This window comes from Mariprofundus aestuarium (assembly GCF_002795805.1).
Classification (GTDB): Bacteria; Pseudomonadota; Zetaproteobacteria; order Mariprofundales; family Mariprofundaceae; genus Mariprofundus; species Mariprofundus aestuarium.
On sequence record NZ_CP018799.1, the window covers coordinates 657,776 to 670,442 of the forward strand.

Below are 12,667 nucleotides of genomic sequence, written 5' to 3' on the forward strand. Positions count from 1 at the left end.
TTGCCGTTTGCCGTCGGCCTTCGCAGGCTTTAATCTGTTTGCCATGAGGCGATTTTTTACACTTTTTATTCTTTTGTTGATGCCGCTGGGGTGGGCGTTTTCTGTTTCTGCCCATGAGGATGACCTTGAGACTGTCGGGTTACACCTGAAATGGAAGCACCAGTTCCAGTTTGCCGGTTATTATGCGGCCATTGAGAAGGGCTATTATGCCGATGAAGGGCTGAGCGTTGAACTCATTGAGGGTGGCCCTGACAAGAATCCGGTCAGGGAATTGCTGGAAGGGCATGCTCAATATGCCGTCGGTAATGCCAGTGCCCTTCTAGACAGGGCTGAGGGCAATCCAGTCGTTGTTCTGGCCTCTGTTTTTCAACACACAGCGCAGGTGATCTATACGCGTCCTGATATCAACTCCCCTGAAGAGTTGCGGGGCAAGCGGATTGTTATGCTTCAAGACGGACGGCGTGAGCTTGAGGCTTTTGCACTACTGAAAAAGTTTGATATCAACAAAGCGGATTTTGTTCTCCGGCCAGATGGGACTCCTGAAGACCTTGTTTCCGGCAAGGTAGATGCATGGCCCGGTTATAGCAGTAATGAGGCTTATCAGTTTAAGCAGAACAGGGTGGGCTATCGAATGTTCAGGCCTCAGGACTATGGTCTAGATATTTACGGCGATACGCTGCTGACAACGGAAATGGAGCTGCAGGAGAACCCGCAGCGCGCAGATGCTTTCCATCGCGCAACGATCAAGGGATGGGAGTATGCCCTGAATCATGTCGATGAAATGATTGAACTGATCAAGACGAAATATGACAGCCAGCAGAAGTCGCGTGATTACCTGAAATTTGAGGCTGATGTCATTGGCGACCTGATGATTCCGAATGTCATCCCGATTGGCCTTTCAAATTTGAAACGCTGGCAGCGAATTGCCACTGAATTTGAAGCGTTGGGTTACCCCGTGGGTCAGGTGGAGTGGAAGATGTTTATCTACCAGCCCAAGCCAACATTGGCGCACCTTCTTGATCACCATGTCTACCCCTATCGTTATTGGATTGGTATGGCGCTACTTATCACCCTAGTTCTTACCCTCTATGCATTCAACCGGCAACTGCTCCGTGGTATTTCAAGTCGTACGGCGGAGCTGGAGGCGCTCTCAGTCGAGTACAGGGATATCCTCGATCAAATGCAGGATACCTACTATCGCGTCGACACCGAGGGTAAGTTGCTCTGGGTATCAGCCTCTGTTAAAAATCACTTGGGCTATGATCGGGAGTCGCTGGTTGGGAATTATTCTACGGGGCTTTATTTTGAAAAAGATGGACGTAAGAAGCACCTGCAGGCTATTGCCGAAAGTGGCGGAAAAGTCGAACACTATGAGCTCTGCCTGAGGCACAAGGATGGAACTCCCTTCTGGACAGAATCCAACTCCCAGTATGTGTTTGATGAGAACCGAAAAGTCATCGGCGTAGAGGGGAATCTTCGTGATATCAATGCGCGCAAGCAGGCACAACTGGAGAACGAGGAGCTGACGAGCCAGCTGCAGCAGGCGCAGAAGATGGAGAGTATCGGTGTGCTGGCCGGGGGGATTGCGCATGATTTTAACAACCTTTTGGCGGCAGTAATGGGTAATGCCGAGCTAGCCTTGCTGGATGCGCCCGAGCATGGCGAGATGCGCCATTTCCTAGCGCAGATATTCAAGGCTTCGAGGAAGGGCGCTGATTTGGTGCGTCAGTTGCTCGCCTATTCGGGGCAGGGGCGATTTGCGATGGGAGAGCAGAACCTCAACACATTGATTGCTGAGGTTTCAGATCTTCTCGGTACGGTGATCGGCAAAAAAATTCAATTGGAGATGGAACTGGAGGATGGGCTTGCAAACATCAACGGTGATAAGAATCAGCTTACCCAGATGCTTATGAACCTGATGACCAATGCCGCCGAATCCATGAGTGGTAGCCCCGGCACCATCAGTCTGCATACAGGTAGCGTGAACCTGACCCAGTCGGATTTCGCTCGTATGTATCTTAACGATGACCTGCAGGATGGGGCGTTTGTATTTATTGAAGTGCGGGATAGTGGCTGTGGAATGGACAGACACACGCAGAAGCGGATTTTTGACCCCTTCTTTACCACCAAGGAGACCGGAAGCGGCCTTGGGCTGGCCGCTCTACTCGGCATTGTCCGCAGCCATGGCGGTGCTCTGACGCTTGATAGTGAGCCGGGGCGTGGTTCCTGCTTTACAATTTACCTTCCAGCCCTTGAAAGCACTGTTTATAAACCTGCTGAAACAGCACTCATCCAGCCCGAATCCCTAAAGGGTTTATCCGGTGTTGTATTGCTGGTGGATGATGAGGCGCAGGTACGCGATGTAGCCACCCGTATTCTGGAGCGGGAAGGGATGTCTGTGATCAGTGCTGCTGATGGGAAGGAGGGGCTGGCCCTGTTCCGTAAGCATGCCGATGAGATTAGCTTGGTACTGCTTGATCTGACCATGCCGATCATGGATGGGGAGCAGGCATTTCGCCTGATGCATGCGTATCGACCGGAGATTCCGGTTCTTCTCAGTAGTGGCTTCTCGGAATCCCAGGCTGCTACAGACCTGAGCCAGCAGGGGCTGGCAGGCTTTGTAAGGAAACCCTATACCCGAAATACATTGTTACAGGCCGTTATCGAATCTGGCGAGATCTCAAAGGCTTCCTGAGGCTTGGATTTTCCACATTAAAACCCCATAGACCCATTGATAAGATCTGTTACGAGCAGGAGTTGATTCATGGATATGAACAGGATGACGCAAAAAGTAAGCGAGGCTATCGCATCAGCGCAGACACTGGCTACCCGCCTGTCGCACCAGGAGGTCGATGGTGAACACCTGCTGGCTGAGCTGCTGGCGCAAGCTGATGGCCTGGCCCCACGGTTGATCGAGAAGTGTGGCCTCTCCATTGATGTCATCAAAGCAAAGGTTGAGAAGTCGCTCTCAAAACGGCCAAAGGTGACGCTTGGTTCTACGCAGGCCAACACCCTCTATATCACCCCGCGTCTTCAGCAGCTCTTTATCCATGCCGAGAGTGAAGCGAAACAGCTTCAGGATGATTATATCTCGGTCGAACATCTGCTGCTCGCTTTTATCGCAGAGGGTGATGCAACAGATGCTGGCAAGGCATTTAGGGAGGTTGGCATTACCCGTGATGCTTTCATGCAGGCACTGGAGAAGGTGCGTGGCCATCAGCGGGTCACCAGCGATGCTCCTGAATCACAGTACGAAGCCCTGAAGAAATATGGTGTCGACTTAGTTGAGATGGCCAAGCGCGGCAAGCTTGATCCGGTGATCGGCCGTGATACGGAGATTCGTTCTGTGATCCGTATCCTTTCCCGCAAAACCAAAAATAACCCGGTACTGATCGGCGAACCCGGCGTCGGTAAAACTGCAATTGCCGAGGGGCTTGCTCAGCGTATCGTTTCCGGAGATGTGCCGGAAGGGCTGAAGGATCGCAACCTCTTCTCACTCGATATGGCCGCGCTGATGGCCGGTGCGAAATACCGTGGTGAGTTCGAGGAGCGCTTAAAGGCGGTACTCAAAGAGATCAAGGAGTCGGAAGGGCGTACGCTGCTCTTTATCGACGAGCTGCATACGATTGTTGGTGCAGGTAAAACCGAGGGTAGTTCTGATGCTGGCAATATGCTCAAGCCGATGCTGGCGCGCGGTGAGCTGCACTGTATAGGTGCGACCACACTGGATGAATACCGCCGCTATATTGAAAAGGATGCAGCCCTTGAGCGGCGTTTCCAGCCGATCATTGTCGATGCTCCCAATGTCGAGGATACCATCTCAATCCTGAGGGGGTTGCGCGAACGATTCGAACTTCATCACGGTGTACACATCGCGGATGCTTCACTGGTGGCGGCGGCCACCCTCTCCGATCGCTATATATCTGATCGTTTCCTGCCCGATAAGGCGATTGATCTGGTCGATGAGGCGTGCGCTTCGATTCGTACCGAGATGGACTCAATGCCGGCCGAGCTGGATGAGATCACCCGCAAGACAATGCGCCTAGAGATTGAGGAAACGGCACTCAAAAAAGAGAAGGATGCTTCAAGCCAGGAGCGATTGAAGAGCCTGCGCAAGGAGCTGGCCAATCTACAGGATAGGCGCGATGTGATGCGGTCGCAGTGGGAGAAGGAGAAGGGGGCGATCAGTCTGGTCCAGTCATTGCGTGAGAAGATCGAGAAAACCCGACTGGAGATCGAAGCTGCCGAGCGCAGGTATGAGCTGGAGAAGGTGGCTACACTGCGCTACGGCACCTTGCCTGACCTGGAGAAGGAGCTGGCAGAAGTGGAGCAGCAGGCCAGCGCTCATCGCAGTATACTGCGCGAGGAGGTGAGCGAGGAGGAGATTGCCGAAGTGGTGGCGCGCTGGACCGGCATTCCGGTAACGCGCCTGCTGGAAGGTGAACGCGAAAAACTTCTCAAGCTCGAGTCGGTTCTGCATGAGCGGGTGATCGGGCAGGACGAGGCGGTGAAGGCTGTAGCTGATGCAGTGCTGCGTGCACGCGCCGGCATCCGTGATCGCCATCGCCCGATTGGATCGTTTCTTTTCCTAGGCCCTACCGGTGTCGGTAAAACCGAGCTTGCGCGCACCCTTGCCCGCTCCCTGTTTGATGCCGAGGAGAATATGGTGCGTATCGACATGTCCGAATATATGGAGAAGCATACCGTCTCAAGGCTGGTCGGAGCGCCTCCGGGGTATGTCGGTTTTGAAGAGGGCGGGCAGCTGACCGAAGCGGTACGGCGCAAACCCTACTGCGTACTGCTACTCGATGAAGTGGAGAAGGCGCATCCGGATGTGTTCAACATCCTGTTGCAACTGCTTGATGACGGCCGACTGACCGACAGTCACGGGCGTACCGTCAATTTCCAGAATACAATTATTATTATGACCAGCAATATCGGGTCGGAATACCTGCTTGATGGTATTGATCTCCATGGTGTGATCAGTGATTCGGCCCGGGCGCAGGTGATGGCAGCACTGCGTGGCCACTTCCGCCCCGAGTTTCTTAACCGGGTGGATGATACGGTCCTCTTTCAGCCGCTTAGCGAAGCAGCGATTGCCGAGGTGGTGGCGCTGTTCCTTTCTGAACTGCAGGCACGCCTGCATGACCAGCAGATTACACTTGAGGTAACAAAAGCTGCTACAGCATGGCTGGTCAGTGAGGGTTATGATCCCGTCTACGGCGCACGGCCACTGAAACGCTTTATCCAGCAGCACCTGGAGACACCAGTGGCACGGCTGCTGATCGCGGGTGAGGTGCTGCCCGGCGGCAGCATCACGGTTGATGTGGATGGCGGCGTATTAACCGTGAAAAACAGGCCTTAGAACTAAAAAGTAAACCAGAGAAAAACGGGTTCCCCCCTAAGGGGGATTCTTTTCCACTGCCCTTCGTTCTTGTCAAGCTTAGGGTTGACACCATGAGGCGGCATGCGTAGCAAGTCATCTCCAAATTCGAGAGGAGGATTTATCATGAAAAAAGCACTAATGATCGCAGCTGCAGCTGCATTCGTAATGGGCGGCATGGCAGCTACTGCTGATGCAAGCGCTCTGGGCAAGTGTAAAGCTTGTCACAAACTGGATTCTGCTGACAAAAAAGTTGGCCCAGGCCTGAAAGGCATTGCTGGCAAGACTCAGGGTTCTTTGGAAGGCTTCAAGTATGGTTCATACCTGAAAGCCCAGAACGCTGCTGGCGCAGTATGGGACGACGCAGCTCTGGAAGCATGGGTATGTGGTTCTAAAGACGTTGCCAAGGCTGCACACGGCAAGTCCAAGATGCCTAACCAGAAAGTATGTGGTGATGATGCCAAGGCTGCTGTTGCTGAGCTGAAAGCTCTGTAAGAAGGTTTAAACCTGATTGAGGCGGTCCATGGAAACATGGGCCGCTTTTTTTGTGTCTGTTGATGAATCAAGCCGGGAATAAAAAAAGACCGGACGCCTTTCTGAGGGGGGAGGGGAGTGAAAGGCGCCCGGTCCGTGCTTCCGAAGGTATGGAGAAGCACTTCTTTCTGTAGTTTTTATCCAGCAAATCCTATGCCAATACGATTATAGACCAGTTCATGCCGAATGGATAGGTATAGGCCGAAACTGTGCCAAAATTACAGGCAGCAGCTATTTACGAATTGGGCTGTGGATTAATAGCTTTTCGGATTTGAGAGTGATTTAATGATCGGCTTTGCATAGCCCATCTTCCCCAACTCTTTGTGGGCAACCTCTTTTTCAATCGCATCAACAAAATTGATATCTGCGGCGAACAGTTTACAGATGCGGTGATACTTGATGTAGTAGGTTTGTCCTGCCTCGAACTCAAAAATCTCTTTTCCCTGGTCGAATTGCGTATAGCGGGTCAGCATATTCTTGACTTCGATGATATACAGGCCGGGTTTTGCAAGAACGGAGCTGTAGGCACCGTTACCGAGAATGACGACATCTTCGCCGTTCGCCAGGAAATAGAGTGGGTCGGTCAGGTTGCAGAGATCGGCTGGCCGGTAAATGACAACCAGTGCCTTGCTCTGATCAGTCAGCTCTACAGGTTGAAACTTCGCCCCGAGTGAGACGCAGCCTGCACTCAACAGGATGAGGCCGATGGTAATGGCTCTGGATATGGAGCGAACACCTTTCATATTACGCAATATCCTCCACGTTTCATGTTTATTCAAGCGATTCCATCATGATCTCGCGCATGCGGAACTTTTGCAGTTTACCTGTAATAGTTACCGGGAACGCATCCACAAAGCGGATATGGTGTGGCACCTTGAAGTGGGCGAGCCTCTCCCGGCAGAATTCGCGTAGCTCATTCTCATTCAATGTTTGACCATCATGCAGCTCGATCCAGGCGGCAATCTCTTCACCATAATAGTCATCAGGAATCCCGAACACTGCCACTTCAGCTACCTTCGGATGAGAATAGATGACATCCTCGATTTCGCGCGGATAGATGTTTTCACCTCCCCGTATAATCATCTCCTTCAGACGTCCGGTGATACGCAGGTAACCATCCGCATCCATGAGACCGAGATCACCGGAGTGCAGCCAGCCTGCAGCATCGATGGCTGCGGCGGTGGCTTCTTTATCGCCGAAATATCCCTTCATAATATGGTAACCACGAAAACAGATCTCCCCAACTGTATTGATCGGTTGCGTTGCACCGTTTTGAGTATCGATAACTTTCACCTCCTGATGTGGAAGATTGCTGCCCACCGTTTCGATGCGGCGCTCGAAGTTGTCCTCGCGCCGGGTTAGGTGGGTTAGCGGTGAAGCCTCGGTCTGTCCGTAACCGATCAGGATTTCACTGCAGTGCATCTCTTCGATCACCCGCCGCATCAGCACTGGCGGACAGGGGGCTCCGGCCATAATGCCTGTGCGAAGGCTGCTGAGGTTAAAGCTTTTGAATTGCGGGTGCTCCAGTTCAGCGATAAACATGGTTGGCACACCGTGCAGGGCTGTGCAGTGCTCTTGATCAATGGCTTTAAGAACCAGCCCTGCATCAAAGTGTTCACACGGAATCACGGCGCATGCGCCGACACTGAGGCAGAGAAGGTTAGCCAGTACCATGCCGAAGCAGTGGTAGAAGGGCACAGGAATAGCCAGACGATCGCATTCGGTGAAATGCATGGCAAGGGCTGAGCACCATGCGTTGTTGAGGATGTTGTGGTGGGTGAGGATCACCGCCTTTGGAAAGCCGGTCGTGCCTGAGGTGTACTGGATATTGATCGGGTCATCGATATCGAGTGTGGCAGTGATTGCATCAAGCTGCCCTGAGTTGATGGAGTCAGCTGCAGTGATCACCTCCTGCCAAGTGGTGAAACCGGAATAGGGGTGCCCAGTATTTTCAGGTGAACTGGGCTCATAGAGCACAACACGCTTGAGGTCTGGGAATTGGCTGCTGGTCAATCTGTTTGCGGGCATCGCTTTCAGCTCAGGAATGAGTTCAACCAGCATGGTCACGTAATCGCTCTTCCTGAAGGCCGGTATGGTGAAGATGGCAGAAAGGTCGGAGCGCTCAATAGCATAGGCGAGCTCTTTTGAACGGTAGGCCGGATTAATGTTAACCAGCACTGCCCCGATACGGGTAGTGGCAATCTGCAATAGCAGCCACTCAATATTGTTGGTCGCCCAGATGCCCACCCGATCGCCGCGTTTTATCCCGATACTGACCAGACCGCAGGCCAGACGGTCACTCTCCTCTTTTAGCCCTGCATAGCTCAAACGCCTGTTCTGGGGGAGTGATACCACTGCTTCACGGTCACCGAAGCGGGCGACGATGCTGGCAAAGTGTTCTGGGATCGTTACCCCGAGCAGTGGAACCTCTCCTCCGCGATGCAGGTAACTGTGTTTCATTCGACTTGTTCCCAGTAGCGGTCGATGCGCTGCTGGATCTCATTCAGGGTGCTCTCATGGCGTGAAGGGTTGAAGAGGTGGGCAAAGCGGCCCTGTCGTTTCAGGTACTCCTCTACCGGCAGCCGTTTACGTGGCACCTTCGTGTGTATCACCTTGCCGTCGACATACTCCTTTAGCGGCCAGACACCCGTTTTCACAGCCAGCTCGCCGATCTCCACACTCTCCTTTGGATCAAATCCCCAGCCGGTCGGGCAGGGTGAGAGGGCAGTGATCATCTTCGGCCCCTTAAACTGCATGGCCTTGTCGATTTTGCGCGCCAGATCCAGCGGCTCTGCCCCGATTACGGTGGCTGCATAGGCAGGGTGGCCAGCAATCCAGATATCGAAAATCGACTTCTTGTAACCCGGATAACCGCGAGGACCGGTGCTTGTGGAGGTTTTTGCCCCGTGCGGTGTGGCTTCTGAATATTGCTGGCCAGTATTGCCGTAACCCTCGTTATCGTAGCAGAGGTAGATAAAGTCGAGGCCACGCTCAATTGCGCCTGATGTGGCTGAAAGTCCCATGCCGTAGGCGCTGCCATCACCGGTCAGTACCACGGTCGTGAGATTTTCACTCGGTTCAATACGTCCCTGCTCCAGCAGGATATCGAGCGCATCACGCACCCCCTGAGCGCCGGCAGGGGCACTGGCCATGGCAGTGTAGAGCCATGAACCGCGAAATGGAGTGAAGGGGTAGATTGAGAGCAGTGTCATGCAGCCTGCCGCGTTGATGAATACCGTCTTCTCTCCGAGAACTTCGTAGAGTTGGTGGATCACCTCCAGCCCTCCGCAGCCGGCGCAGGCAGGGGTGCCACTGCCGAAGATGTGGGTGGAGGGAATATCCTTCAGATGGCGGAATCGTTGATCACTCACGCTCACCTCCCGTGCGTTCTACATGGGCGATCAACTGCAGCTTCTCGATCTGCTTCAACTCATCCTCGGTATAGAGCAGTCGTGGTGCAGGTGTTTCTCCAGAAACAATTGCTCTTTTCAGGGTTGTGGCGATCTCAAAAAACTCTTCCGTGCTGATATCGCGGCCGCCCAGACCGCCGATAAAGCTGGCAAGAATATGCGGCATATCCGGCTGGCCGTAGAGGGCGCTGGCAAGCTCGCTGTGCAGCACACCGCCAAAGCCCATTGAGAGGTTCTGGTCGATCACCGCCACCCCATGCTTGCCGCGCAGGATGGTGCGGATGGCCTCTGCAGGGTAAGGACGAATCAATCGCGGCCGCACCAGACCTATCTTCCAGCCCGCTTCGCGCAGTCGGTCAACCGCCACCTTCGCCTTGGTGGCGAAACAGCCGATCATGAAAAAGAGCATCTCAGCATCATCGCAACGATAGGTTTCAACTGCCGGATGATTGCGTCCAAATTTCTCTTCGAACTCGGAGGCAATGGTCTCGTAAGCGTCCAGTGCCTGCAGTGCGGCCAGATGGGTCTCGTAGCGAAAATAGGAGTAGGGGGAGCCACCGAGGACGGCCATCGCCTGGCTGGTGGGAGCACTGGCTCTGAAACGGATATCTTCAGCATCGAATGCGCCGACAAAGGCCGCTGCAGCTTTGAGATCCGGAATCTGCACAGGTTCGCGCGTGAATGAGAGATAGAAACCATCGAGATTGACGATGACCGGCAGCCGTACACTGCTCGCCTCGCTCAGTCTGTAGGCGATGAGAACCGAATCGAGTACCTCCTGGCAGGTGGCACAGTGAATTTGCAGGAAGCCACAATCCCTTGCCGCCAGAATGTCGTTGTGATCCGGCTCCAGCGTGATCGGTGAGGCAAGCCCGCGTGATACATTCACCAGTACGAACGGTGCTCGCCAGCCTGCCACTGTGTAGAGCATCTCCATGCCGTAGAGCAGTCCCTGGCTGGAGGTGGCGGAGAAGACCCGCACGCCTGTGGCTGCAGCAGCACCGGCAGCAGTGATCATCGAGTGCTCCGAATCGAGTGTAACCAGCCGTCCCGGCATCTCTCCGTTATCGATCCAGTCGGCGAGTGTTTCGATGATCTCAGTCTGCGGTGTGATCGGGAAGGCGGGCACATAATCGGCACATGCCAGCCTTGCGCCCCAGGCGGCAGCACCGTTTCCGGTCAGCAGGATGCGTTTCATGGTTTTGACTCATTCGGTTTCGATTTAGTTACCGATCCCGCAACCGATTCAGCTATCGCGGTAATGGCATGCGATGGGCACTGGCTCAGACAGACCAGACACCCCTTGCAGTGGTCGTAATCGATTTGTGGCTCTCCCTCCTCACTAACGTTAATGATTCCGTCGGGGCAGAAGCTGCTGCAAATCCACCAGCACCGCTTGCACTGCTCGGGATCGATTATGGGGCGCATCGTCCGCCACAGTCCGGTTTTGACCAGCACACTGGTGGCGCCGGCATGAATGGTAGGGGACGAGATACGTGCTGCTTCAAATGGCATATCAACCCATGACGGTGGTGCGTAACTTGAAAAAGAGAGCTCTTCACCTTCGGATATGATGCCTTTGTGCTCTGCCATGCTCTCATAGCTCTTGATTGCATTGTGGATGTTTTTTTCGATGGTTTCAGTGGCCATGCCGGCAAGCTCTTCTTTGATCGCTGCAATTAACCCCTCCTGCGGGATGAGGCCTGTCATCATCGCGGCTGCTGCTGCACAAATGGTACCGAGATAGGGCTGTGCACTTCGGTCAGCATCACTTTCACCTGCGGGGATCACAATAATGGTGCAGTTGAGGTTCAGGCGTTCTCGCCATGTTTCGGCACCGGTGGCACTGCTGATCAGCAGTACGGTGTGATCGTCGATTCCCTGCAAAACACCAGCGGCAGGCATTGCCACCAGCGAGTCATCAGCAACTGCGACGAGATCGGGGCGCAGGATAATGCCGCGCTCACAAATCGTCTTTTTATCGGCTCGCACATAGGCGAAGATCGGTGCGCCGCGACGTTCGGCACCGTAGCGGGGGGCATCCTGAACCTCAAAGCCTGCATCGAAGAGGGCTGTGCCGAGAATGCGGCTTGCCGTTTTCACGCCCTGACCACCTCTGCCATGGAAACGGATGCGATACATGTGGAGCCCTAGATAAAGCCCGGTGCAGTGGAAAAGGTGTTGAAGCGGCGGAAGCCCATCACCTTGTGAATGCGTTTGAGCGCCAGATCGACAGCAGCCTGCCTAGGTAGAATATTCTGTGTGCGGGATGCTTCCAGAACCTGTCCGGTATTGCGGCGGATCTTCTCTTCAATGGCTGCAAAGACAACCGATTCGCTTGCCCCCCGGTACTCCATGGCAGCACAGATTACACCGCCGGCATTGGCGATAAAGTCGGGTACGACCAGCACACCTTTCTCGTGCAGTCGGCGTTCGGCATCGGCAGTAACCGGGATATTGGCACCCTGCACCATCAGCTTTGTGTTCAGTCTGTCAACGTTGTCGGCATTGATGACATCGGGGCGGGCTGCGGGAATCCAGATATCGCACTCAACACCGATCACATCATCGCCGCAGATTGATTCACCGCCTAGGTATTCCGCAACCGAATGACCAGCTTTTTTCAGCTCAAGCAGGGCATCCAGATCCAGCCCGTGTTTGTTACAGACGGCACCATGTGAATCGGCCACGCCAACAATAATGGCCCCTTTTTCGGCGAGATAGCGGGCGGCATGTTTACCGACAGCGCCGAAGCCCTGAATCACCACGCGTGCGCCTTCGATACTGAAGTTGCAGTAGTTCAGGGCGATATCGGTCGCGTGACTGATGCCCCAGCCCGTTGCACCGATCTGGTCGAGCGGGATGCCGCCCAGCTCGCGCGGCAGGCCGACCACCCGCCCGATCTCATCGCGCACCCATGCCATGCACTCTTCATCAGTTCCCATGTCGGGTGCGAAGATATACTCCTCGACATTGCGCAGGGAGCTGGCCATGGCGCGCAGTAGTTTCTCTTTTCTCTTTCTGGGCATCTTGGGGTCACCCACCAGAACAGCCTTGCCGCCGCCGTGGGGGAGGCCGGCGGCGGCGTTTTTCAGTGTCATGGCCCGGGCAAGACGGGCACACTCTTCAACAGTGACATCCTTTGCCATGCGTACGCCGCCGATAGAGGGGCCAGCGGCGATATTATCGACCACCAGAATGCCCTTCAGACCGATTGACGGTTCATACACGTGGATGATTTTTGAGGGGCCCAGATCGTCACCCAGCTTGAACAGCTCTCTCATTGGTTTGCCTCTCTGCCGATGAAATGACTTAACAGCATGGCTTACATTATTAATAA

9 protein-coding genes are annotated in these 12,667 nt (G+C 54.2%); 3 read left to right on the plus strand and 6 right to left on the minus strand.

From position 1 onward, the window contains the following. Positions 1-43 precede the first annotated feature (43 nt). From Ga0123461_RS03360 to Ga0123461_RS03370, 3 genes are all read left to right on the plus strand, one after another. Positions 44-2,695, plus strand: coding sequence for an ABC transporter substrate-binding protein (locus tag Ga0123461_RS03360; RefSeq protein WP_100277035.1), 2,652 nt, complete (start codon positions 44-46; stop codon positions 2,693-2,695). A 69-nt stretch (positions 2,696-2,764) separates the two neighbouring features. Continuing rightward, a complete protein-coding gene (clpB, locus tag Ga0123461_RS03365; RefSeq protein ID WP_100277036.1) occupies positions 2,765-5,365 on the plus strand; it encodes an ATP-dependent chaperone ClpB in 2,601 nt (866 codons plus the stop codon). Between the two features lie 144 nt (positions 5,366-5,509). Beyond that, positions 5,510-5,878, plus strand: a complete 369-nt coding sequence (locus tag Ga0123461_RS03370; RefSeq protein ID WP_100277037.1) for a c-type cytochrome — start codon at positions 5,510-5,512, stop codon at positions 5,876-5,878. Between the two features lie 293 nt (positions 5,879-6,171). Here Ga0123461_RS03370 and Ga0123461_RS03375 read toward each other — a convergent pair whose 3' ends face one another. The 6 genes from Ga0123461_RS03375 to Ga0123461_RS03400 are packed head-to-tail and all read right to left on the minus strand — an operon-like array spanning position 6,172 to position 12,611. Beyond that, complete coding sequence (locus Ga0123461_RS03375; RefSeq protein ID WP_100277038.1) at positions 6,172-6,660, minus strand: DUF2846 domain-containing protein; 489 nt, start codon at positions 6,658-6,660, stop codon at positions 6,172-6,174. 28 nt (positions 6,661-6,688) lie between these two features. Beyond that, complete coding sequence (locus tag Ga0123461_RS03380) at positions 6,689-8,377, minus strand: fatty acid CoA ligase family protein (protein WP_100277039.1); 1,689 nt, start codon at positions 8,375-8,377, stop codon at positions 6,689-6,691. Then, positions 8,374-9,288, minus strand: coding sequence for a thiamine pyrophosphate-dependent enzyme (locus tag Ga0123461_RS03385; protein WP_100277040.1), 915 nt, complete (start codon positions 9,286-9,288; stop codon positions 8,374-8,376). Before Ga0123461_RS03385 ends, Ga0123461_RS03380 begins: the two co-directional genes overlap by 4 nt. Beyond that, positions 9,281-10,525 (minus strand): pyruvate synthase, encoded by a 1,245-nt coding sequence (locus Ga0123461_RS03390; RefSeq protein WP_100277041.1) that lies wholly within the window; start codon positions 10,523-10,525, stop codon positions 9,281-9,283. The genes Ga0123461_RS03385 and Ga0123461_RS03390 overlap by 8 nt, the downstream gene beginning before the upstream one ends. After that, the gene (locus Ga0123461_RS03395; protein ID WP_100277042.1) at positions 10,522-11,469 is read right to left on the minus strand and encodes a 2-oxoacid:acceptor oxidoreductase family protein; all 948 of its coding nucleotides are present in this window, start codon (positions 11,467-11,469) and stop codon (positions 10,522-10,524) included. The genes Ga0123461_RS03390 and Ga0123461_RS03395 overlap by 4 nt, the downstream gene beginning before the upstream one ends. An 8-nt stretch (positions 11,470-11,477) precedes the next feature. Next, positions 11,478-12,611, minus strand: coding sequence for a Glu/Leu/Phe/Val family dehydrogenase (locus tag Ga0123461_RS03400; protein ID WP_198507107.1), 1,134 nt, complete (start codon positions 12,609-12,611; stop codon positions 11,478-11,480). Between the last annotated feature and the right edge of the window lie 56 nt (positions 12,612-12,667).

Coding starts and splice junctions, on each gene's coding strand:
- Ga0123461_RS03360 (WP_100277035.1), top strand. CDS start 44: ATGAGGCGATTTTTTACACTTTTTATTCTTTTGTTGATGCCGCTGGGG.
- clpB (WP_100277036.1), top strand. CDS start 2,765: ATGGATATGAACAGGATGACGCAAAAAGTAAGCGAGGCTATCGCATCA.
- Ga0123461_RS03370 (WP_100277037.1), top strand. CDS start 5,510: ATGAAAAAAGCACTAATGATCGCAGCTGCAGCTGCATTCGTAATGGGC.
- Ga0123461_RS03375 (WP_100277038.1), bottom strand. CDS start 6,660: ATGAAAGGTGTTCGCTCCATATCCAGAGCCATTACCATCGGCCTCATC.
- Ga0123461_RS03380 (WP_100277039.1), bottom strand. CDS start 8,377: ATGAAACACAGTTACCTGCATCGCGGAGGAGAGGTTCCACTGCTCGGG.
- Ga0123461_RS03390 (WP_100277041.1), bottom strand. CDS start 10,525: ATGAAACGCATCCTGCTGACCGGAAACGGTGCTGCCGCCTGGGGCGCA.
- Ga0123461_RS03395 (WP_100277042.1), bottom strand. CDS start 11,469: ATGTATCGCATCCGTTTCCATGGCAGAGGTGGTCAGGGCGTGAAAACG.
- Ga0123461_RS03400 (WP_198507107.1), bottom strand. CDS start 12,611: ATGAGAGAGCTGTTCAAGCTGGGTGACGATCTGGGCCCCTCAAAAATC.